This window comes from Pseudomonas sp. S2_C03, assembly GCF_054668405.1.
Genome location: NZ_CP162766.1, coordinates 5,138,804 through 5,159,193, shown reverse-complemented (window position 1 = coordinate 5,159,193; position 20,390 = coordinate 5,138,804). Strand labels below are relative to the sequence as shown.

The 20,390-nt window shown below is 59.7% G+C and carries 20 protein-coding genes and 1 pseudogene; 11 read left to right on the top strand and 10 right to left on the bottom strand.

Translation table 11 applies throughout. The features are described from left to right. Positions 1–5 precede the first annotated feature (5 nt). From AB4N64_RS23720 to rfbB, 6 genes are read right to left on the bottom strand one after another with little or no spacing between them, the layout of a single operon-like run. Positions 6–1,400, bottom strand: a complete 1,395-nt coding sequence (locus tag AB4N64_RS23720) for a sigma-54-dependent transcriptional regulator (RefSeq protein WP_460119042.1) — start codon at positions 1,398–1,400, stop codon at positions 6–8. Next, positions 1,397–3,205, bottom strand: a complete 1,809-nt coding sequence (locus AB4N64_RS23715; protein WP_460119039.1) for a sensor histidine kinase — start codon at positions 3,203–3,205, stop codon at positions 1,397–1,399. Before AB4N64_RS23715 ends, AB4N64_RS23720 begins: the two co-directional genes overlap by 4 nt. A 36-nt stretch (positions 3,206–3,241) precedes the next feature. After that, the gene (gene rfbD / locus AB4N64_RS23710) at positions 3,242–4,111 is read right to left on the bottom strand and encodes a dTDP-4-dehydrorhamnose reductase (RefSeq protein ID WP_460119037.1); all 870 of its coding nucleotides are present in this window, start codon (positions 4,109–4,111) and stop codon (positions 3,242–3,244) included. After that, positions 4,108–4,653: a dTDP-4-dehydrorhamnose 3,5-epimerase gene (gene rfbC, locus AB4N64_RS23705; RefSeq protein WP_460119035.1), complete on the bottom strand. Its 546-nt coding sequence runs from the start codon at positions 4,651–4,653 to the stop codon at positions 4,108–4,110. Before rfbC ends, rfbD begins: the two co-directional genes overlap by 4 nt. After that, positions 4,650–5,525 (bottom strand): glucose-1-phosphate thymidylyltransferase RfbA, encoded by an 876-nt coding sequence (gene rfbA, locus AB4N64_RS23700; RefSeq protein ID WP_460119033.1) that lies wholly within the window; start codon positions 5,523–5,525, stop codon positions 4,650–4,652. Before rfbA ends, rfbC begins: the two co-directional genes overlap by 4 nt. Then, positions 5,522–6,604, bottom strand: a complete 1,083-nt coding sequence (gene rfbB, locus AB4N64_RS23695; RefSeq protein ID WP_460119031.1) for a dTDP-glucose 4,6-dehydratase — start codon at positions 6,602–6,604, stop codon at positions 5,522–5,524. Before rfbB ends, rfbA begins: the two co-directional genes overlap by 4 nt. Before the next feature lie 176 nt (positions 6,605–6,780). Here rfbB and AB4N64_RS23690 point away from each other — a divergent pair, with 176 nt between their 5' ends. The 5 genes from AB4N64_RS23690 to AB4N64_RS23670 all read left to right on the top strand — a co-directional run bounded on the left by AB4N64_RS23690 (position 6,781) and on the right by AB4N64_RS23670 (position 14,026). Beyond that, the gene (locus AB4N64_RS23690; RefSeq protein ID WP_460119029.1) at positions 6,781–9,693 is read left to right on the top strand and encodes an aminotransferase; all 2,913 of its coding nucleotides are present in this window, start codon (positions 6,781–6,783) and stop codon (positions 9,691–9,693) included. A gap of 278 nt (positions 9,694–9,971) precedes the next feature. Continuing rightward, positions 9,972–10,850, top strand: coding sequence for an N-carbamoylputrescine amidase (gene aguB / locus AB4N64_RS23685; RefSeq protein ID WP_460119027.1), 879 nt, complete (start codon positions 9,972–9,974; stop codon positions 10,848–10,850). A gap of 5 nt (positions 10,851–10,855) precedes the next feature. Beyond that, on the top strand, positions 10,856–11,962 hold the full coding sequence (gene aguA, locus AB4N64_RS23680; protein WP_460119025.1) for an agmatine deiminase: 1,107 nt from the start codon (positions 10,856–10,858) through the stop codon (positions 11,960–11,962). A gap of 245 nt (positions 11,963–12,207) precedes the next feature. Further along, the gene (locus AB4N64_RS23675; protein ID WP_460119023.1) at positions 12,208–12,420 is read left to right on the top strand and encodes a hypothetical protein; all 213 of its coding nucleotides are present in this window, start codon (positions 12,208–12,210) and stop codon (positions 12,418–12,420) included. A gap of 322 nt (positions 12,421–12,742) precedes the next feature. Then, positions 12,743–14,026 carry an OprD family porin gene (locus AB4N64_RS23670; RefSeq protein ID WP_460119021.1) on the top strand — a complete coding sequence of 428 codons (1,284 nt, stop codon included), beginning with the start codon at positions 12,743–12,745 and terminating at the stop codon, positions 14,024–14,026. A gap of 235 nt (positions 14,027–14,261) precedes the next feature. Here the strand turns inward: AB4N64_RS23670 and AB4N64_RS23665 are convergent, their stop codons facing one another. Beyond that, complete coding sequence (locus tag AB4N64_RS23665; protein ID WP_460119019.1) at positions 14,262–14,543, bottom strand: DUF3077 domain-containing protein; 282 nt, start codon at positions 14,541–14,543, stop codon at positions 14,262–14,264. A 532-nt stretch (positions 14,544–15,075) separates the two neighbouring features. Here AB4N64_RS23665 and AB4N64_RS23660 point away from each other — a divergent pair. Next, positions 15,076–15,423, top strand: a complete 348-nt coding sequence (locus AB4N64_RS23660) for a type II toxin-antitoxin system RelE/ParE family toxin (RefSeq protein WP_460119017.1) — start codon at positions 15,076–15,078, stop codon at positions 15,421–15,423. On the opposite strand, the gene AB4N64_RS23655 is transcribed toward AB4N64_RS23660, so the two are convergent. Then, the gene (locus AB4N64_RS23655) at positions 15,420–15,743 is read right to left on the bottom strand and encodes a helix-turn-helix domain-containing protein (protein ID WP_460119015.1); all 324 of its coding nucleotides are present in this window, start codon (positions 15,741–15,743) and stop codon (positions 15,420–15,422) included. The genes AB4N64_RS23660 and AB4N64_RS23655 overlap by 4 nt on opposite strands. A 218-nt stretch (positions 15,744–15,961) precedes the next feature. Between AB4N64_RS23655 and AB4N64_RS23650 the strand changes: the two genes are divergently transcribed. From AB4N64_RS23650 to AB4N64_RS23640, 3 genes are read left to right on the top strand one after another with little or no spacing between them, the layout of a single operon-like run. After that, positions 15,962–16,183 carry a tautomerase family protein gene (locus AB4N64_RS23650; RefSeq protein ID WP_460119013.1) on the top strand — a complete coding sequence of 74 codons (222 nt, stop codon included), beginning with the start codon at positions 15,962–15,964 and terminating at the stop codon, positions 16,181–16,183. Next, positions 16,180–16,836, top strand: coding sequence for a DsbA family oxidoreductase (locus AB4N64_RS23645; RefSeq protein WP_460119011.1), 657 nt, complete (start codon positions 16,180–16,182; stop codon positions 16,834–16,836). Before AB4N64_RS23650 ends, AB4N64_RS23645 begins: the two co-directional genes overlap by 4 nt. Positions 16,837–16,875: 39 nt before the next feature. Continuing rightward, positions 16,876–17,586, top strand: coding sequence for an SDR family NAD(P)-dependent oxidoreductase (locus tag AB4N64_RS23640; protein ID WP_460119009.1), 711 nt, complete (start codon positions 16,876–16,878; stop codon positions 17,584–17,586). A gap of 82 nt (positions 17,587–17,668) precedes the next feature. On the opposite strand, the gene AB4N64_RS23635 is transcribed toward AB4N64_RS23640, so the two are convergent. Then, positions 17,669–18,283, bottom strand: a complete 615-nt coding sequence (locus AB4N64_RS23635) for a TetR/AcrR family transcriptional regulator (RefSeq protein WP_460119007.1) — start codon at positions 18,281–18,283, stop codon at positions 17,669–17,671. A 125-nt stretch (positions 18,284–18,408) separates the two neighbouring features. Between AB4N64_RS23635 and AB4N64_RS23630 the strand changes: the two genes are divergently transcribed. Next, a complete protein-coding gene (locus tag AB4N64_RS23630; protein ID WP_460119005.1) occupies positions 18,409–19,167 on the top strand; it encodes an SDR family NAD(P)-dependent oxidoreductase in 759 nt (252 codons plus the stop codon). Positions 19,168–19,192: 25 nt separating this feature from the next. Beyond that, positions 19,193–19,849, top strand: coding sequence for an NADPH-dependent F420 reductase (locus AB4N64_RS23625; RefSeq protein WP_460119003.1), 657 nt, complete (start codon positions 19,193–19,195; stop codon positions 19,847–19,849). A gap of 199 nt (positions 19,850–20,048) precedes the next feature. Here the strand turns inward: AB4N64_RS23625 and AB4N64_RS23620 are convergent. Next, positions 20,049–20,252 (bottom strand): annotated as a pseudogene (locus tag AB4N64_RS23620) (ATP-binding protein); the annotation flags it as partial. Positions 20,253–20,390 lie beyond the last annotated feature (138 nt).

The following is a 20,390-nucleotide window of genomic DNA, read 5'->3' as shown; positions in this document are numbered from 1 at the left end:
GCGGCTCAATCGTGTTCGTCGGTGGAATGTTGCGGGCTACTGTCGGCGAAGTTCAGACCGTGTTTGCGCAGTTTGTCGTGCAGGGTCTTGCGCGGAATGCCCAGGGCTTCCGCCAGGCTGCGTACCGAGCTGTGGGAGCGGGCCAGCTCGGCGGCAATCAATGATTTCTCGAAGCTCTCCACCTGTTCGCTCAGGCCGCCACTGACCATCTCTACAGGGGTGCCGGGCGCACCATCTGGTGGTTGGTTATCCAGCGCCAATTCCAGGCCCAGGGCGAAACGCTCGGCGGCGTTCTGCAGTTCCCGCACGTTGCCAGGCCACGTGTGGCGCAGCAACAGCGCCCGTTGCCCCGGTTGCAATTCATGGGGCGGCAAGCCATGGCGGGCGCTGGCTTCGTCCGCGAAGTGCTGGAACAGTACGAGTGCATCTTCACCGCGCTCGCGCAGTGGCGGGATTCGCAGCGGCGCGACGTTGAGGCGGTAGTACAAGTCGGCCCGGAAGCGGCCCTGATCGGCGGACTGGCGCAAGTCTTCCTTGGTCGCGGCGATGATGCGGATGTCCAATGGGATCAACTGATTGCCACCGAGGCGCTCCACCACTCGCTCTTGCAGCAAACGCAGCAGTTTCACCTGTACGTCCAGGCTCATGCTTTCAATTTCATCGAGGAACAACGTCCCGCCGTTGGCGAATTCGAACTTGCCGATACGGCGTTTCTGCGCGCCGGTGAAAGCGCCTGGTTCGTGGCCGAACAGCTCGCTTTCCACCACAGACTCCGCCAGGGCACCGGCATTGATCGCCACGAACGGACCGTTACGCCGACCCGATAGATCGTGCAGGGCACGGGCCACGACTTCTTTGCCGGCACCGGTTTCGCCGAGGATCAGGACGTCGGCCTTGGTCGCTGCCAGTGCGCCGATTTGCTCGCGCAAACGCAGCATGGACGCCGATTGCCCGACTAGACGGGCACTGAGCTCATGACGATCGCTCAGGGCCAGGCGCAGGCTGCGGTTGTCCAGCACCAGGCGGCGCAACGCCAGTGCGCGGCGCACGCTGTCGAGCAAGGCGTCGCTGGCAAAGGGTTTTTCCAGAAAATCGTAAGCTCCGGCTCGCATCGCTTGCACCGCCAGCGGTACGTCGCCGTGGCCGGTAATCAACAGCACTGGCAACTCCGGGTCGAGTGCATGCAGTTCACTGAGTAACTCCAGGCCGTCCATGCCCGGCATGCGGATGTCGCTGACCACCACTCCCGGCCAGTCGCGCTCCAGTTGTCCGGCCAGGCCCTTGGCTTCGCCCAGCGACAGGATTTTCAGGCCGGCCAGGTCCAGGGTCTGGCTCAGGGCCTGGCGCAGATGCGGATCATCGTCGATCAACACGACCTGCAGTTGGTTGTCGATGGTCATGCACTTCGGTCCTCGGACGGTTGCAGGCTCACGCCCGGTGCGCCTGCGCGCAGTTTCAGGGTAATCAGTGCGCCGCCTTCCTTGTGGTTGGAGAACAACAGTTCCCCACCGAAGGCGAGCATCAGCGTTTCACAGATCGCCAGCCCCAGGCCCAACCCTTGCGTACGCGTCTTGGTGGTGTAGAAGGGCTCGCTGGCGCGGCCCAGGGCCTCCATGCAGAAACCCGGGCCGTTGTCGCGAATGGTCAGGGTGACGCCCTCCGCAGTGGATTGGGCACTCAGCCAGAGTTTACGCGGCGGCCCCTTTTCCGTCAGCGCGTCGAGGGCGTTGGCCAGCAGGTTACCGAGCACCTGACGCAAACGGGTTTCCCCGGCCTCGACCCACAGGGTGGCTGCCGGCAGGTCACGAATCAGCTCGACCTCCATGCTGCGTCGGCGCTTGGCCAGCAGCGCCAGCGCATCATCCAGCGCCGGTTGCAACGCCACGCTTTCCGGCGCGTGACGGTCACGGCGGGCAAAGGCGCGCAAATGGGCGATGATCGAAGCCATGCGCCCGGTCAGTTCGCTGATCAGCTTCAAATTGCCACGCGCATCCTCGGTACGTTGATGATCGAGTAGCACCTCGGCATTTTCCGCGTAGCTGCGAATGGCCGCCAACGGTTGATTGAGCTCGTGGCTGATGCTCGCTGACATGGTGCCCAGTGCCGACAGCTTGCCCGCCTGGACCAGGTCATCCTGGGCGCGCACCAGCTCCTGTTGCGCCTGCTCGCGCTCCAGCACTTCCTGTTTCAGGCGGCGGTTGAGGCCCTCGAGGTCGCTGGTGCGCTCGGCGACACGGCCTTCCAGTTCGCGCCGGGCCTTGGCCTCGAACGCGATCCGGTCCAGATAATGCCGGCGGCGTTGCATCATCAGTCCCAGCAGCAGCATCAACACCAGTAACGTGGCGCCGCCGATGGCGACCACCGTGCGTACCGGGCGATCGATCAGCGTGCGAGGTGCAAGGATACTGACGCTCCAGCCGGTTTCATCAATTTGCTGGGTCTGGGTCAACCAGGCCTCTGGGCTTAGACTCAATGGCTTGGGTTCGCGGGTCGGGTAGGGTTGAATCGCAGTGATCGCAGCACGCTCGGCATCAGTCAATGGCCGGGTCGCGCGAAAGCGCCACTCCGAGCGCGAGGTCAGGATGACCACGCCGTTATGGTCGGTTACCAGCAGTTGTTCGGGGGTTTTGCCCCATAGGCTTTCGGTGTGGTCCAGGTCGACCTTGGTCACCAGCACGCCAATGACTTTTTCACCATCACGTACGGCGGCGGCGAAGAAATAACCGCGCTTGGCGGACGTGGTACCCAAGCCGAAAAATCGCCCCAGACGCCCGGCCATGGCCTCGCTGAAATACGGTCGGAACGCGAAATTTCGCCCGACAAAACTGTCATGTTTGTCCCAGTTGGACGCGGCGATCGTATTGCCCTGGGTGTCCATCAGGTACATGACTTCGGCACCGGTCTGCAGGGCGATGTTTTTCAACAGCCGGTTGGCATTGCCTTGAACGACACCGTCATTCGGTGCCATCAGGTCCGCGCGCAGGGCGGGCAGGTCGCCGAGGATCTGCGGCAGCACTTCATAACGGTGCAGGGTGCCCAACAGGTTGGCGACGTACAGGTCGAGGGTCTGGCGGTTCTGCCCGGCCAATTCGCTGCGGTAGTAGCGCTCGGCCAGATGTTCCAGCGGCCACAGCAAGGGCGCCAGGCACAGCGCAAGCAGGGCCAGGCTACGCCAGCGGGGTCTGCGGGGAACGGTGGGAGTCATGAGCATCAAGCGCCTGTGGGTACAGGCGCATTATGCCTAGGCTTGTGCGGCAAGACACTCGCGCAGCGCGGTTTGCCAGTCAGGTTGGCTGACGCCCCACTCGCGTTGCAGGCGCTGCCCATCCAGGCGCGAGTTCAGCGGTCGGGTGGCCGGGGTCGGGTAGTCGCTGGACGGAATCGGCAGCAGGTTGGCGCAGGCCTTGCCCTGTGCGCGCAAAGCGTCGCCAATGGCCTGGGCAAAACCAAACCAGGACGTTTCGCCCTGCGCGGTCAGGTGATAGGTGCCCCAGGCGCCGGATTGTCCCGCCTGCCAGCGTTCGATCAGGGCGCGGGTGCTTTGGGCGATGGTACCGGCCCAGGTCGGCGCGCCGATCTGGTCGGCGACCACGCGCAGCTCCGGTTTTTCCTGCAGCAGGCGTTGCATGGTCAGCAGGAAGTTACGGCCATGGTTGGAGTACACCCAACTGGTGCGCAAGATCAGGTGCTGGCCTTGCACCGCCGTGATGGCCTGTTCGCCAGCCAGTTTACTTTGGCCATAAACGCCCAGCGGGTTCGGCGCGTCGTCTTCGTTGTAAGGCGTGCTTTTGTTGCCGTCGAACACGTAATCGGTGGAGTAGTGAATCAGCGCAATGCCCAGCTGCGCTGCTTCCTCGGCCAGAATGCCGGGCGCCGTTGCGTTGATGGCGAACGCTATCTGCGACTCGTTTTCAGCTTGATCGACCGCAGTGTAAGCCGCGGCGTTGATGATCAGGTCGGGACGAACCCGGCGTACCTGCTGACGCAATTGCTGTGGATTGGTCAGATCGAACTCGGTGCGCCCAAGTACTACCAATTCGCCAAGTGTCTTCAAGTGATGTTGCAGCTCGGTTGAAACCTGTCCATGTTGACCGCTGATAAGAATTCTCATGGAAACAGGTCGACCTCCTGCAAGGTTTTGCCGAGCTGGTCTTTGGCTGACAGTTGCGGCGCTTCGGTCAACTGCCAGTCGATGGCAAGTGTCGGGTCGTCCCAGCGGAGGCAACGCTCGGCCGACGGGTTGTAATAGTCCGTGGTCTTGTACAGGAACTCGGCGACATCGCTCAGCACCACGAACCCATGGGCAAAACCTTCCGGTACCCACAGCTGGCGGGCGTTTTGCGCGGATAGGCGCACCGCCTCCCACCTGCCGAAGTTCGGTGAGCTGCGACGGACGTCCACCGCGACGTCGAGCACTTCACCGACCGTTACCCGAACCAGCTTGCCCTGGGTGTTTTCCAGTTGGTAGTGCAGGCCACGCAGCACGCCTTTGAGCGACCGCGAATGGTTGTCCTGAACGAACTGGCGCTTGAGCCCGGTCGCTTCCTCGAATGCCTTGGCGTTGAAACTCTCGTAAAAAAAACCGCGCTCATCACCGAAAACCTTAGGCTCCAGGATCAACACGCCGGGCAGGGCGGTTTCAATCACATTCATTTGCTCGCCTCGGCCAGTTTGAAGAGGTACTGACCGTACCCGGTTTTGCCGAAATAGCTGGCGCGTTCCAGCAGGCGATCGCGGCTGATCCAGCCATTTTCGTAGGCGATTTCTTCGAGGCAGGCCACTTTCAGCCCCTGACGGTGTTCGATGGTCTGCACGTATTGCGAGGCATCGAGCAGGCTGTCATGGGTGCCCGTGTCCAGCCAGGCGAAGCCGCGGCCGAAGCGCTCGACCTGTAGATCGCCGCGTTGCAAGTACGCATTGTTGACGTCGGTGATTTCCAGTTCACCACGAGGAGATGGCTTCACGGCCTTGGCGATCTCGATCACATCGTTGTCGTAGAAATAGAGGCCGGTCACCGCATAGCTGGACTTCGGCGCCTTGGGCTTTTCCTCGATCGAGAGGGCACGACCCTCGTCGTCGAAATCGATCACACCGAAACGCTCGGGATCCTTGACCCAATAGCCGAAGACTGTGGCACCGGATTCACGCTTCACGGCTTGTTTCAATTGGTCGCCGAAGTGCTGGCCATGGAAAATGTTATCGCCGAGGATCAGGCACACCGGATCATCGCCGATGAACTCTTCGCCGATCAGGAAGGCTTGGGCGAGGCCATCGGGCGAGGGCTGCTCGGCGTAGCTGAAATGCACGCCGAACTGGCTGCCGTCACCCAGCAGGTTGCGGTATTGCGGCAGATCCTGGGGGGTGGAGATCAGCAGGATTTCCTTGATGCCGGCCAGCATCAGCACCGAGATCGGGTAGTAGATCATCGGCTTGTCGTAGATCGGCAGCAGTTGTTTGGACACGCCCAGCGTGATCGGGTGCAAACGCGTGCCCGAACCACCGGCCAACACAATTCCCTTCATCATGCGATCAACTCCTTGGTATTGATGGCGCCCAGTCGTTCGCCCTGGTAGCTGCCGTCCTGAACGCGGCGGCACCACTCGAGGTTTTCCAGGTACCACTGGACGGTTTTGCGTAGGCCAGTCTCGAACGTTTCTTCGGGCACCCAGCCGAGTTCGCGTTCAATCTTGCCGGCATCGATGGCGTAGCGCACGTCATGGCCAGGGCGATCCTGGACGAACGTGATCAGATCGGCGAAGTTCGCCACGCCTTCGGGTTTTTTCGGCGCCAGCTCTTCAAGCAGGGCACAGATGCCGCGCACCACGTCTATGTTCTTCTGCTCGTTGTGGCCGCCGATGTTGTAGGTCTCGCCGACCACGCCTTCGGTTACCACCTTGAACAGGGCACGGGCGTGGTCTTCGACAAACAGCCAGTCGCGAATCTGCAGGCCGTTGCCATAGACAGGCAGTGGCTTGCCCGCCAGGGCGTTGAGAATCACCAGCGGGATCAGCTTTTCGGGGAAGTGGAACGGCCCGTAGTTGTTCGAGCAGTTGGTCAGCAAAACCGGCAGGCCATAGGTGCGCTGCCAGGCGCGGACCAGGTGGTCGGACGCTGCCTTGCTGGCGGAATATGGCGAGCTGGGTGCGTACGGCGTGGTTTCGGTGAACAGGTCATCAACGCCGTGCAGGTCGCCATACACCTCATCGGTGGAAATATGGTGGAAGCGGAAGGCGCTTTTTTCAGGCTCGGCCAGGGCGTTCCAGTAGGCGCGAGTGGCTTCCAGCAGGCTGTAGGTGCCGACGATGTTGGTCTGGATGAAATCCGACGGGCCGTCGATGGAGCGGTCGACGTGGGATTCGGCTGCCAGGTGCATGATCGCATGCGGCTGGAAGCGTGCCAGCACCGCGCTCACGGTCGGCTGATCGCAGATGTCCGCCTGGACGAATTCGTAGCGAGTGTCGGTGGCGATGCTGGTGAGCGATTCCAGGTTACCGGCGTAAGTCAATTTGTCGAGATTGAGCACTTCGTGCTCGGTGTTACGAATGAGGTGTCGAACCAGGGCAGAGCCAATGAAACCGGCACCGCCGGTGATGAGAATACGCATGTAGGCCAGCCTTTATCTGTAAGAGCGTTGAAGCACATGAGCATAGCTTGTCGGCAGCAGACCAGAGGTGCAATAGCGATGTGAAAGCTATTTGAGATTTGGTCCTGCTATGGGGGTTGATTATCGGCCGGCGCAGTGGCGATATAAGCGCCTAATAACATTTCAGGGGTCGTTCCATGCCGCTCGCCACGTTGATTCATCGCGCCAGTTTGCCCAGCCCGCAGGTGTCTGCGGCGCAAGCGCTAGAGCTGCTCGAGGGGCATTACGGGCTGAGCGGTCGCCTGCACTCTCTTGGCAGCCAGCAGGACCTTAACTTTCGCGTCGACAGCGCCGAAGGGCGTTTTGTACTGAAAATTTGCCGGGGCGACTATTCGTCGCTGGAGCTGCAAGCCCAGCACGCCGGGCTCAAGCATCTGGCTGAGCACTCACAGGTGCAGGTGCCGCGGGTGATAGCGTCGCGGACCGGCGCTGATCTGCTCTCGCTGGAGATCGCAGGGCAAGCGGTGCATGTGCGTTTGCTCGAGTACATCGAGGGGCAGCCGCTCACGGCGCTGGAGCATTTGCCGAGGTCAGTGGTGGCCGGCTTCGGCCGGCTCTGCGGTGAAATGGATCTGGCACTGGCCGGTTTCAGCCATGCCGGCCTGGAGCGCACCCTGCAATGGGACGCCCGCCACGCCAATGCGTTGATCGCGCACTTGCTGCCGGTGATCAAGGACGATGAGCAACGCGCCTTGATCGCGCAAGCTGCCGCGCAGGCAGATCAGGCCTTGCGGCCAGTGGTCGACAAGTTGCCGGTACAGGCCATCCACATGGACATCACCGATGACAATGTGGTCTGGCAGCGTGATGCGCAACGCCAGTGGCAATTGCAGGGCGTGATCGACTTCGGCGACCTGATCCGCACCTGGCGCATCACCGACTTGTCGGTAACCTGCGCGGCGCTGCTGCACCATGCCAATGGCGACCCTTTCTACATCTTGCCGGCGATCCAGGCCTATCACGCGGTCAATCCGCTGCAACAGGAAGAATTGCTGGCCCTGTGGCCGTTGATCGTTGCGCGGGCTGCCGTGCTGGTGCTCAGCGGTGAACAGCAGGTCAGCATTGATCCCGGCAATCAATACAGCCGTGACAACCTGACCCACGAATGGGAAATTTTCCGTGTCGCCACCTCGCTGCCCATGGCGTTGATGGAAGCCGCCATCCTCACGTCCGTGGGGCTGCGCCTGCCGGAGATCGGCAGCGAAAATTTTGCGCCGTTGCTGCCCAGCCTGGTCGGGCGTGAATTCGCCTTGATCGACCTGGGTGTCCTGAGCCCGCATTTTGAGGCCGGCAATTGGGAGCAGGACGGTATTGATCAGCGCCTGCTGGACGAAGCGGCTGCCGCTCACGGTCTGGCGGCCAGCCACTACGGGCAGTATCGGTTGTCCCGCACGCGACCGGACAGCGCCAACGAGCCGGATACTTACCCGTTGCATGTCGAGTTGCGTGTGCCCCACGGCACCGCCGTTGAATCGCCTTTTGCCGGGATGGTTCACCAACCGGCGTCCGGTGTGCTGCAGCTCGATGGTCCTCAACTGAGCGTGCGCCTGTGGGGCGTGACACCTTCGCTCCACAGTGGCGCGGCGCTGGTCAAAGGCCAGGTATTAGGCTCCGTCAGCGGGCCGTTGCGGGTGCAGTTGTGCCGAGGTACTTCACTCGACGCGCCGTTGTTTTGTACGCCGACCCGAGCGCCAGCCTGGCAGGCGTTGTGCCCCTCTCCGGCCGCGCTGTTGGGACTGGCCTGCGATGCACCGGCAGAGCTCGATGCGCAAACCCTGCTGGCGCGCCGCGATGCCAGCTTCGCCCGCACGCAAAAGCACTACTACGTCGATCCGCCGCGCATCGAGCGCGGTTGGCGCAATCACCTCATCGACATGCAGGGCCGCTCTTACCTCGACATGCTCAACAACGTTGCGGTGCTCGGTCATGGCCATCCACGCATGGCCGCGGTGGCGGCCCGCCAGTGGTCGCTGCTCAACACCAACTCGCGTTTCAACTATGCGGCGGTGGCGGAGTTTTCCGAACGTCTGTTGAAGCTGTCGCCGGACTCCATGGACCGGGTGTTCCTGGTCAACAGCGGCAGTGAGGCCAATGACCTGGCAATCCGTCTGGCGTGGGCCTACAGCGGGGGGCGCGACATCATCAGCGTGCTCGAGGCCTACCACGGCTGGACGGTGGGCGCGGATGCGGTTTCAACCTCGATCGCCGACAACCCCAAGGCCCTGAGCAGCCGTCCCGACTGGGTGCATCCGGTGCCAGCGCCGAACACCTATCGCGGTGAATTCCGTGGCCCCGACAGCGCCCCCGATTATGTGCGCAGCGTCGAGCACAACCTGGCGAAAATCGCCGCGCAAGGTCGCCCGCTGGCCGGTTTCATTTGCGAGCCGGTGTATGGCAATGCCGGCGGCATTTCGCTGCCGAAAGATTACCTCAAACAGGTCTACAGCCTGGTCCGCGCCCAGGGCGGTGTGTGCATCGCCGATGAAGTGCAGGTCGGTTACGGGCGTATGGGCCATTTCTTCTGGGGCTTTGAAGAACAGGGCGTGGTGCCGGACATCATCACCATGGCCAAGGGCATGGGCAACGGTCAGCCGCTGGGTGCGGTGATCACACGCCGGGAAATCGCCGAAGCGCTGGAGGCCGAGGGCTACTTCTTCTCGTCGGCTGGCGGCAGTCCGGTGAGCTGCCAAGTCGGTATGGCCGTGCTGGATGTCATGGAAGAGGAAAGGCTCTGGGAAAACGCGCAGGTTGTCGGTGGCTACTTCAAGGAGCGACTGGAAGCGTTGATCGAGATCCATCCGCTGGTAGGCGCGGTGCATGGTTCCGGTTTTTATCTGGGCGTGGAGTTGATCCGCAACCGGGAGACCCTGGAGCCGGCCACCGAAGAAACCACGGCGTTGTGCGACCGCCTGCGCGAACTGGGAATCTTCATGCAGCCGACCGGGGATTACCTGAACGTGCTCAAGATCAAGCCACCGATGGTGACTTCGCGCCGGAGTGTGGATTTCTTCGTGGACATGCTTTCGAAGGTATTAGGGGAGGGGTTGTAACCAATTTTTCTGGATTTCCACAGACCCTGCGGGAGCGGGCTTGCTCGCGATGGCGTTGTGTCAGCTGATGAATTCTTTACTGACACACCGCCATCGCGGGCAAGCCGGCTCCTACAGGGGATGTGATTATTCAGATATTTATCGGTTTTATTTTGGGTTGTTTTCGGTATTGCGGTGAATTTCGCTTCTAATGTCGATATTTATCGGCTATAAAGTCGCACATACCGAGGCGTGGATGAACCATGCCCAATCGTCGCGCACTTGCCCGGAGATGATCCATGAGCCGTATCGTTACCGTCGCTGCCACCCAGATGGCCTGTTCCTGGGATTTGGAAGCCAACCTGGAAACCGCCGAAAGACTGGTGCGCGAGGCTGCGACCAAGGGCGCGCAGATCATCCTGATCCAGGAACTGTTCGAGGCACCGTACTTCTGCCAGAAGCCCAACCCGGATTACCTGCAACTGGCCACGACCGTTGAAGACAACGTCGCCATCAAGCATTTCCAGAAGGTCGCCAAAGAGCTGCAAGTGGTGCTGCCGATCAGTTTTTATGAGCTGGCGGGCCGCGCGCGTTTCAACAGCATCGCGATCATCGACGCCGACGGCACTAACCTCGGGATTTATCGGAAAAGCCATATCCCGGACGGCCCTGGCTATCACGAGAAGTACTACTTCAACCCGGGCGATACCGGTTTCAAGGTGTGGAACACCCGTTACGCGAAAATCGGCGTGGGCATCTGCTGGGACCAGTGGTTCCCGGAATGCGCGCGCAGCATGGCGTTGCAGGGCGCGGAAATTCTGCTCTACCCGACGGCCATCGGCAGTGAGCCGCACGACAAGACCATTTCGTCCCGTGATCATTGGCAGCGCGTACAACAGGGTCATGCCGGCGCCAACCTGATGCCGCTAATCGCCAGCAACCGCATCGGCAACGAAGAACAGGACGGTTACGACATTACCTTCTACGGTTCGTCGTTCATCGCCAACCTGTTCGGTGAGAAAGTCCAGGAACTCGACACAACCGAGGAAGGCGTGCTGGTCCACCGTTTCGACCTCGATGAGCTCGAGCACATCCGCAGCGCCTGGGGTTCCTTCCGCGACCGCCGTCCGAACCTGTATGGTGCTATCAAAACCCTCGACGGTTCTCTGGAGTCCTGATCGTCATGACCACACTAAACAGCACCCCCCGCGCCGACGGTTTCTACATGCCGGCCGAATGGGCCCCACAAACCCAGACCTGGATGATCTGGCCCGAGCGTCCGGACAACTGGCGCCTGGGTGGCAAGCCGGCGCAAGCCGCTCACGTCGCGGTGGCCAAGGCCATTGCCCGGTTCGAACCGGTGACCGTCGCCGTATCCGCCGGCCAGTACGAAAATGCCCGTGCGCGCCTGGACGTGCCGAATATTCGCGTCGTGGAAATGTCCAGCGACGATGCCTGGGTGCGCGACACCGGTCCGACGTTCGTCATCAACAACAGTGGCGAAGTTCGTGGCGTGAACTGGGACTTCAATGCCTGGGGTGGTTTTGACGGTGGCCTGTATTCGCCGTGGAACCGCGACTCGCAGGTCGGCGGCAAGATCCTCGAAATCGAGCGCAGCCCGCGTTACCGCACCGAAGGCTTCGTGCTGGAGGGGGGCTCGATTCACGTCGATGGCGAGGGCACCCTGATCACCACCGAAGAATGCCTGCTCAACCGCAATCGCAACCCTCACCTGGGCCGTGAAGAGATCGAAGCGGTGCTCAGCGCGCAGCTGTCCGTGGACAAAATCATCTGGCTGCCGGACGGTTTGTTCAACGACGAAACCGACGGCCATGTGGATAATTTTTGTTGCTATGTGCGTCCGGGCGAAGTCTTGCTGGCTTGGACCGACGACCCGCAGGATCCGAACTACCCTCGCTGCCAGGCCGCGATGAAAGTGCTGCAAGGCAGCACCGATGCACAGGGGCGCCCGTTTACGGTGCACAAGATGCCGATTCCGGGGCCGCTGTACGCCACCGAAGAGGAATGCGCCGGTGTCGATCCGGTGGACGGCACTCAGGAACGCAATCCGTCGGTTCGCCTGGCCGGTTCCTACGTGAATTTCCTGATCGTCAACGGCGGCATTATCGCGCCGAGCTTCGATGACCCGCTGGATGGGCCGGCCAAGGAGATTCTGCAAAACCTGTTTCCGCAGCACGAAGTGGTCATGGTCCCGGGCCGTGAACTGTTACTGGGGGGCGGAAATATCCATTGCCTTACTCAACAACAACCGGCGCCGCACAAAGAGTGAGTGCAGGCGTAACAGCCTGAGATCCTTACAAAATCGGTCGGATAAAGGTTTATCTCTGACCTTCGGCCAGAAGCCCGCAGCCCGCAAGGACTGCGGGCTTTTTTGTATCCGTCCGCTGACCGTCGCGACACCTTGGCACAGCTCTTGTATCTGTCATGAAGTGAAACGGGGAGGGGGAGAGCTTCGATGTTCTGTCATAAACCTTGGATAAGTTAGCCGCTCACGAACCGGGAGAGAGCGCGGACATGAACGCTGAAATGAACTTGATGAGCAAGCGGGCACCGCACCCCCTGGCAGTAAACAGCGAATCGCTCCAGGTCCTGGCGCACTGGTTGAAGTCCAATGGAACGCGTCAGATCAGGGAACCTGATCCGCGCCGGACAATGATCGAGCGTTACCCCGCTGGTTTATTCAGCGAGGCGGAACTGGATGCGTTGTGGGATGTGATAGAAGGATAAGAAGAATAAACAACGGATTGATCAAGACGCTGCCAGGATGGCGGCGTTTTTTATGCTTGCGCGTGTGAGCCCTTCATTTCGTCGGCGCTTATAGCTTTTGCGCCTATCTTCAGACGATTCATGAAATTGACACAGACTTCCGGGCCCGACTAGGATGCCCTCCAACGCCTGTGGCCAACCGCCATGACTCAAAATAATAAAAAGGCCCGCCGCGATGTTTCGTGGGCGGGCCTTTTTGTTTCGAGGTGAAAAAAGAGTGCATCAGCGCCGTTTCAGCCGTTCGACACAGCGCGTATCCACCCGTAAACAGGAAAAAAACAAAATGTTAAATAAGCGAATCAGTCTGATCGCTCTGGGGATGTTGAGCGCTACTTCGGCTATGGCCAACGACCAAGCCGAGTCCAAGGGTTTTGTTGAAGACAGCAGCCTTAAAGTGCTGCTGCGCAATGCCTACATCAATCGTGACAAGAAAGACGGCAACCACGACCAGCGTGAATGGGGTCAAGGCGTCATCGGTAACTTCTCGTCGGGCTTCACCCAAGGCACCATCGGTGTCGGCGTTGACGCCTTCGGCCTGTACGGCCTGCGCCTGGACCGTGGCAGCCACAGCGGCGGTCAGGGCATCGACTTCTTCAAGGAAGGCGACAGCGGCAACCCGGCGGGCGACCTGGCCAAGGCTGGCGGCGCAGTGAAATTCCGCTTGTCCAACACCGTACTGACCTACGGCGACCAAATGCCGGCACTGCCCGTGCTGAGCTACGACAACGTGCGTCTGCTGCCAGAAAGCTACACCGGCACCATGATCACCTCCAAGGAGATCAAGGGCCTGGAGCTGAATGCCGGTCGCTTCACTGCTGAATCGCGCAAAAGCGCCGAAGGCCGTGACAGTGGTGGCTTGAAGTCGATCAACGTATTGGGCGGTAGCTACCAGTTCACCGAACAGTTCAAGGCCGCGCTGTACGCGTCCGACGTTGAAGACGTGCTGAAAAAACAGTACGTGAACGCCAACTACGTGTTCCCGATCGACAAGGATCAGTCCCTGACCCTGGACTTCAACGGTTACCGTACCAAGCTGGACAATTCCTACGTCCGCGAAAACGGCGTAACCGGCGACGACAACAAAATCTGGAGCCTGGCGGCTACCTTCGCTACCGGCCCGCACTCGTTCACCATCGCGCACCAGCGCAGCACCGGTGACAGCAACCTGGGCTACGCCTACGGCGGCTACCAGAAGGATCAAGGTCGTGTGGGCGATGGCGGCAACACCATCTACCTGGCGAACTCCTACTGGTCCGACTTCAACGCCGAAGACGAACGCAGCTGGCAACTGGGCTACGGCCTGGACTTCAGTGCATTCGGCATTCCCGGCCTGAGCTACAACGTGGCCTACGTACGCGGTGACAACATCACCACGTCCACCAGCGAAGGCGGCACCGAGCGCGAGATCTTCAACCAGTTCAAGTACGTCGTACAAAGCGGCCCGGCCAAAGACCTGAGCGTGAAACTGCGTAGCTCGGTTCTGCGTGTGTCGCAGAAATCCAGCGAATACAACGTCAGCGGTAACGAACTGCGTGTGTTCGTGGACTACCCGATCAACATCTTCTGATGATTGCTCGGTGATAGAAGAAAGCCCCGACTGGTTCGGGGCTTTTTTTCGTCTCGGGAGGGGCACATTTCGCGAAAAAATTGGTTGAGCACCCTACTTACCGAGTCTGCCACAGCACCTGTAGGAGCGGGCTTGCCCGCGATGGAGGTCAACGGTGACGCGGGTGGTCTGAATGCCTACGTTGTATGGACGTTTTTTCGCGAGCAGGCTCGCTCCTACAGAGATATACGCGCTTTTACTCGCCCCGATTATGCATCGGCGCCTCAAGCACCTTCACCACATCATCAATGATCGCCTTACTCATATCCTGCAAAAAATGCGACGCCCAGGCATGGCGGTCGCTGTCGCGAACCATGGCGGCGTCAGCTGCGAGCAGCTTGGAAATGTGCAGCAAATCCGAGGCGTGGGAGAGCGCGCTGATGATGGGAACATCCCCACAGACGCGGAACAGTGGCTCGTTGTCGTGGTAGCAGAAGGGGGTGTAGCCGATGGTTTTCAGATCGCTGGGGCAGGTCATTGGGCACCTCCGGTTTTTGAGCCGAGGGTGATAGCGACCGCTACAGTCGAGGTACAAATTTTGGACGGAGTGATAGTGGGCATGCGAAAACTCCTGAATCAAAGTTTGAGCTGCCTATTCGTTCTCAGGCGAATGGGTGGCAGCTATGCGCAGGCTGAGAAACCGGAGATACAGGAATCCGGCAGACCCCGAAGGTCTCCCACGCACAGCCGCCATTACACGGAGATGCTGACACAGAAAAGCGCCGGCAATCGTGACTGGAGGCGCTTGTGCGCCCGTATCTTACTCAGGTTCTCAGGCCCGGTCGCTGAATTGGCAGCGACGGTTTGAAAGTATCGGGAGAAAGTGGGCTGCGCAATCGTGGCTAGGTGGTGGCGTAGGTTTGAAAAACTACCCGGAAAAGTGACGGACTACTTCAAAAAAGGCAGCGTCCTACTGCCAAATCATCCGACGGTAACTACTAAGCAACGCCCTGTTAATCGTCTACTGGAACGCCGAAAACTATCGGCTGCGCCAGCCAGGGATCAAGCGATTGAAAAGGTTTGCTTTCGTAAACGAAGCCGCAACGCGTGAATACAAGGACTTACCGGAATGGGTGCAGGACGAGTTTGGAAAAGACCTGATGCGCGTGCAATACGGGGCTGATCCGCAGTTGGCCATCAAACAACTGAGTTCGGTTGGCGCAGGTGTCATTGAGTTGATCATCAACGGCAGTCCCGCCTACCGATGCCTCTACATTGCGAAATTTGCAGATACCATTTTCGTGCTCCACTCGTTCTTGAAGACCACGAACAGAACCGATCGTCATGCAATGAAAGTCGTGGCAGATCGGTTGAAAGAACTCAAAAGAGAGCTTCGGAAAATGGGGTTCAATGTCTAGCAGGATTGAGCTCGGGAAATGACGATTTGAGGCATGCCGTCTGCGTCGCTGGACGACCTGGAGAATGTGCTGCGAAAGCCCAGTTTATCCAGCATATCCATCATTGCATCGATCGTGAATTTCTCGATCTTGCCGGTGGCCAGTTCTGAAACGCGAGATTGCGCAATGCCCAAACGTGTCGCCGCTTCGCTCTGCTTGAGGTTGAGCGTTTTGAGGCAGTCAGTGATGAACATCGACAGCTCCATTTTCAAAGCCATCTTGCTGGCGACCTCGTCATCATGGGTGACATGGAACGGGCTTTCGAAGAATTGAATGGCCATGATTTATCCTTGAGCGTTTATCTAAAATTTAAGATAAGTCAAAGGCTAGCCGATTGACCGTTTTTTCTCTACGCATTTTTTCTTGCTGGAGATAACCGATTACATCGCGTAACTAATGATGTTCCCGCCCCCACCTTTATCCCCATCCCCCACACGCCTACATTTAGCTCCAACACCTACCCATCATCCCGATGAGCAGGTCACTGGAGATCTTCCTCATGCCATTTGTAAGCGTACGCATCACCCGCGACGGCGTTACCTCTGAGCAGAAAGCTCAGGTGATCGCCGAAATCACAGAGACGTTGCAACGCGTGCTCAAGAAGGACCCGCACCTGACCCACATCGTGATCGAAGAAGTCGACACCGATAACTGGGGCTACGCCGGGATTACCACCACTGAGTATCGAAAACAGCTGACGGAAGAGGGGGGCAAGTCGTGACGGCGCAGGTTTCCATCGACTTCATCTCCGACGTGGTGTGCCCATGGTGCGCATTGGGCGCGACGGCACTGGAGCAAGCGATTGCCAATGTGGCCGATGAGATTTCGGTTGAGCTGACCTACAAGCCATTCGAGCTGAACCCGAACATGCCCGCCGAAGGCGAAAAAGCCGTCGAGCACTTGATGCGCAAATACGGACGCACCGCGCAAGACGTGGCAGCTGGCAAGGCCATGCAAATCGCTCGCGGCGAGGCCATCGGTTTCAAGTTCGATCTGGAGAAGCGCAGCCATTTCTACAACACCTTCGATGCCCATCGTTTGTTGTTCTGGGCATTGCAGGAGGGGCGGCAGGTGGCACTGAAGAAGATCCTGCTGCGCGCCTACTTCACCGACGGCCAGAACCCGAGTGACCGCCAGACGCTGGTTAGCCTGGCTGCCGAAGCCGGTCTGGATGCAGCCGCGGCGCAAGAGGTGTTGGCCAGCGGGGCGTACGCCCAGGAAGTGCGTGAACTGGAAGGGTTTTACCAGCAGCGCGGCATCAACTCGGTCCCGGCCATGGTCCTCAACGGTCGTCACCTGGTGTCGGGTTCGCAATCGGTCGAGTACTACGAACAGATGTTGAGACAAATGGCCGAGGCCCCTGCCGAAGCCTGATTACTTTCTAAATCATTTCTTTATTTGCAGAGGTTCATCATGAGCAATTCGAAAAAAGTCATCGTTATCACTGGCGCCTCCCAAGGTCTGGGCGCAGGCATGGTCAAGGCATTCCGTGACCTGGACTACAAAGTCGTCGCCACCTCGCGTTCGATCAAACCGTCCACCGACCCGGACATCCTCACCGTGGCCGGCGACATCGGCAACCCGGAAGTCGCGCAAAAAGTCATCCGTGAAGCCATCGATCGTTTCGGTCGCGTCGACACCCTGATCAACAACGCCGGGATCTTCGTCGCCAAACCGTTCACCCAGTACACCGCCGAAGACTACGCCAACGTGCTGTCGGTGAACCTGAACGGCTTCTTCTACATCACTCAACTGGCCATCGCCGAAATGGAAAAACACGGCAGCGGCCACGTGGTGAACATCACCACCAGCCTGGTCGACCACGCCATTGATGGCGTGCCATCGGTCCTGGCCTCGCTGACCAAAGGCGGCCTGAACGCCGCGACCAAATCCCTGGCGATCGAATACGCCAAACGCGGCATCCGGGTAAACGCGGTGAGCCCTGGCATCATCAAGACGCCAATGCACGGCGAAGAAACCCACGCGGCACTGGGCGCCCTGCATCCGGTTGGGCACATGGGCGAAATCAGCGACATTGCGCAGGCGGTGGTGTACCTGGACTCGGCCAACTTCGTGACGGGTGAAATCCTGCACGTGGATGGTGGGCAGAGCGCCGGGCACTGATTGTCCCAAGCCTGAAAATGACAAAGCCCTCGTAGTGATACGGGGGCTTTGTTTTTCGCAACGATGGCGCGAGAGAACGGGTTCAGTCAGCGGCACCTGGAGCGGGAGATGGGTTGTTCGATGGCCACGTCGACAAGGCCTGCTCAGCCACCAACTCCAGCACTTCGCGACTGAATCCGGCCTTAGCTTGAACAGCCATACCGTGGAGCACCGCCAGCAAGAAAACGGCCAGCGCCGCGCAATTGGCTGTTGGCGGCAGGTCGCCTTCCGCTTTGGCCCGTTCAAAGCGCTCGCGTAGCGCATTTTCGCCGGCTGCGCGCGCATCGATCAGCATCCGCCTCACCGGTTCTGCGTCGTCCGTGCCCGCCAGGGCACCGTGGATCCCCAGGCATCCGGTGCGGTCCGGGTAACGGGTTTGCAGTTCGGCTGCCTTGTACAGAATCTCGCGGGCGACTTCCCGAGAGGTGGGCTGGTCCAGTGCCGCAGGGTAAAAATCCAGGTAACGGCCGTAATAACGTTCCAGCGCTTGGCGAAACAACGCTTCCTTGTTACCGAATGCCGAGTAGAGCGCGGGCCTTTCCACACCCGTGGCCTGCGTCAGGTCGGTATACGACGCGCCTTCGTAGCCTTTGCGCCAAAAGACACAGAGTGCCGCGTCCAAGGCTGTGTCTACGTCGAACTCACGCTGACGCCCCATTAAATTTGCCCCTGCCGGTTTTTCGTAATGGTCGATATTAAATCGCTTGACGGTGGACGTCCAATTCCATAACGTTCGTTAGCGTAATGACCGTTACGAATCCTTTCAGCATCGTTGAGGTTTTCATGAATAAATTATTGGCTGGCAAAGTAGCACTCGTGACGGGCGGATCGCGTGGTTTGGGGGCGGGTGTTGCGCAAGCGCTTGCCGAACAAGGCGCCGATGTAGCGATCAGCTACGTCGCATCCGTCGAAAAAGCGGAGGCGGTCGTCGAGACGTTGAAGGCCAAGGGCGTGCGTGCCATCGCGATCAAAAGCGATCAAGCCGACAGTTCGGCTGCCAAACCGCTGATCGAGAAGGTGCTTGCTCACTTCGGCAAACTCGACATCCTCGTCAATAACGCTGCCATTGCGGTTCAAGGCCAGTTGGTGGATGACCCGCAGCTGGAGACGGCCAAGCTTGATCACCAATGGCAGGTCAACGTGATGGGGGCGATAGCCACCACTCGCGCCGCTGCCCCGGTGCTGACAGAAGGCGGTCGAATCATTTTCATCGGGTCACTGCTGGGGAGCCGCGTGCCCTTCGCTGGTGCTGCCGACTACGCAGGAACCAAGGCCGCGATAGCCGGTTATGCGAGAGGCGTTGCCCGTGACCTTGGCGCACGCAACATCACCGTCAATGTTGTACAGCCCGGCGTAATGCCGACTGACATGGCGGCAGAGGTGCTCAACACCGGCGTGCCAGAGGCGCTTCTGGACCTGCACCCCATCCGTCGGATCGCGACACTCGAGGAAGTCTCGGCCACAGTTTGCTTTTTAGCAGGGCCGAACGCCGGCTACATCACTGGTGGCGCTATCGACGTCTCTGGCGGCCTGGGTGTTTGAATCCACTAATAAAGTAGACCGACCCATGACCACCATCGGCATAATTGGCGCCGGCGAAGTCGGCAGCCAGATCGCGAGGGCCGCCATTGCGAACGGCTACAACGTGGTGATTGCGAACTCGCGAGGCCCCGAGACGCTGCAACCCCTCATTGACGAACTGGGCCCGGCGGCGCGCGGCGCTACTGCTGCGGACGCAGCTTCGGCGGGCGATTTCGTCGTTGTAGCCGTCCCCTTGAAAGTGACCAACGACATGCCCGTGAAAGAACTGGCGGGGAAAATCGTCATCGACACCAACAACTACATGATCTGGCGGGACGGTCATATCCCAATCATCGATTCAGGCGAAAAAACCGAACACCAACTGCGCCAGGAACACCTGCCAGCCTCCCGAGTAGTCAAAGCTTTCACCCATATTCAGGCGCCCCGGATCACAAAATGGGGCATGCCCACTGGAGCCCCTGGCCGTCTAGCCTTGGCGGCTTCAAGTGATTTCCCCGACGCAGTAGCGCTGGTGACGAGGCTTTACGACCAATTTGGCTTCGACACGGTCGACCATAGCCCGCTCAGCGAGTCATGGAGAAACGGACCGGGGCAGCAGGCGTGGAAGCAAGAGCGGCAGACGAAGGAGGAGCTGTCGGCCAACCTTGCCAAGGGAGCTCGGGTGGTTATGCAGTCGATGTAAAGGCGGGGCTGCAGGGGAGCTATGAAAGGGAAACACTGGTAAAAGTAGGCATCCATCACATCGCTGTGACCGTGCGAGCCGCCGGACGCTAATCGCACTTTGGAAGAACCATCACGGTGTGGCGTAGCCTTAAAGGTTCTGGCTACCTGGGTTGCTGTCAACGACAGCGCGTTGCCCATTCGGCCCAAGAGCCATCGACCTAACTCCCCTCGATCAAAGCCCGCTCTTCAAGCCAGATCTCTTGAACAAACTGATCCGTAATCGCGTAAATCCCGTGCCCTCGTCGCATGATGATGTTCTGCGCGACCAGTGCGATCACTACCGGTTGAATCTCTTCAACCCGAACTTCTCGGCCCACTGACTTCGAATACTCAGCCGCAGCGTCAGTAGAGAAGATTCCCCTCGGTAGTCGCGCCTTCGACGGCGATGCGAGTCCACTTGGAGCGAAATTTCTTTTTCATGGGTGAGGCCTCAATGCGTTGGCTGCGGTGGCAGGTAGCGTTGAGGCCATGGTCGGCAGCGGGCACGCGGCGAGCAATGA

What these genes read in the sequence shown, in the direction of transcription:
- AB4N64_RS23625 (WP_460119003.1), top strand. Translation starts at nt 19,193, where the DNA reads ATGACCACCATCGGCATAATTGGCGCCGGCGAAGTCGGCAGCCAGATC.
- rfbC (WP_460119035.1), bottom strand. Translation starts at nt 4,653, where the DNA reads ATGAATGTGATTGAAACCGCCCTGCCCGGCGTGTTGATCCTGGAGCCT.
- AB4N64_RS23715 (WP_460119039.1), bottom strand. Translation starts at nt 3,205, where the DNA reads ATGACTCCCACCGTTCCCCGCAGACCCCGCTGGCGTAGCCTGGCCCTG.
- aguB (WP_460119027.1), top strand. Translation starts at nt 9,972, where the DNA reads ATGAGCCGTATCGTTACCGTCGCTGCCACCCAGATGGCCTGTTCCTGG.
- AB4N64_RS23665 (WP_460119019.1), bottom strand. Translation starts at nt 14,543, where the DNA reads ATGACCTGCCCCAGCGATCTGAAAACCATCGGCTACACCCCCTTCTGC.
- aguA (WP_460119025.1), top strand. Translation starts at nt 10,856, where the DNA reads ATGACCACACTAAACAGCACCCCCCGCGCCGACGGTTTCTACATGCCG.
- AB4N64_RS23670 (WP_460119021.1), top strand. Translation starts at nt 12,743, where the DNA reads ATGTTAAATAAGCGAATCAGTCTGATCGCTCTGGGGATGTTGAGCGCT.
- AB4N64_RS23630 (WP_460119005.1), top strand. Translation starts at nt 18,409, where the DNA reads ATGAATAAATTATTGGCTGGCAAAGTAGCACTCGTGACGGGCGGATCG.
- rfbD (WP_460119037.1), bottom strand. Translation starts at nt 4,111, where the DNA reads ATGAGAATTCTTATCAGCGGTCAACATGGACAGGTTTCAACCGAGCTG.
- AB4N64_RS23635 (WP_460119007.1), bottom strand. Translation starts at nt 18,283, where the DNA reads ATGGGGCGTCAGCGTGAGTTCGACGTAGACACAGCCTTGGACGCGGCA.
- AB4N64_RS23690 (WP_460119029.1), top strand. Translation starts at nt 6,781, where the DNA reads ATGCCGCTCGCCACGTTGATTCATCGCGCCAGTTTGCCCAGCCCGCAG.
- AB4N64_RS23650 (WP_460119013.1), top strand. Translation starts at nt 15,962, where the DNA reads ATGCCATTTGTAAGCGTACGCATCACCCGCGACGGCGTTACCTCTGAG.
- AB4N64_RS23720 (WP_460119042.1), bottom strand. Translation starts at nt 1,400, where the DNA reads ATGACCATCGACAACCAACTGCAGGTCGTGTTGATCGACGATGATCCG.
- rfbA (WP_460119033.1), bottom strand. Translation starts at nt 5,525, where the DNA reads ATGATGAAGGGAATTGTGTTGGCCGGTGGTTCGGGCACGCGTTTGCAC.
- AB4N64_RS23655 (WP_460119015.1), bottom strand. Translation starts at nt 15,743, where the DNA reads ATGGCCATTCAATTCTTCGAAAGCCCGTTCCATGTCACCCATGATGAC.
- AB4N64_RS23640 (WP_460119009.1), top strand. Translation starts at nt 16,876, where the DNA reads ATGAGCAATTCGAAAAAAGTCATCGTTATCACTGGCGCCTCCCAAGGT.
- AB4N64_RS23675 (WP_460119023.1), top strand. Translation starts at nt 12,208, where the DNA reads ATGAACGCTGAAATGAACTTGATGAGCAAGCGGGCACCGCACCCCCTG.
- rfbB (WP_460119031.1), bottom strand. Translation starts at nt 6,604, where the DNA reads ATGCGTATTCTCATCACCGGCGGTGCCGGTTTCATTGGCTCTGCCCTG.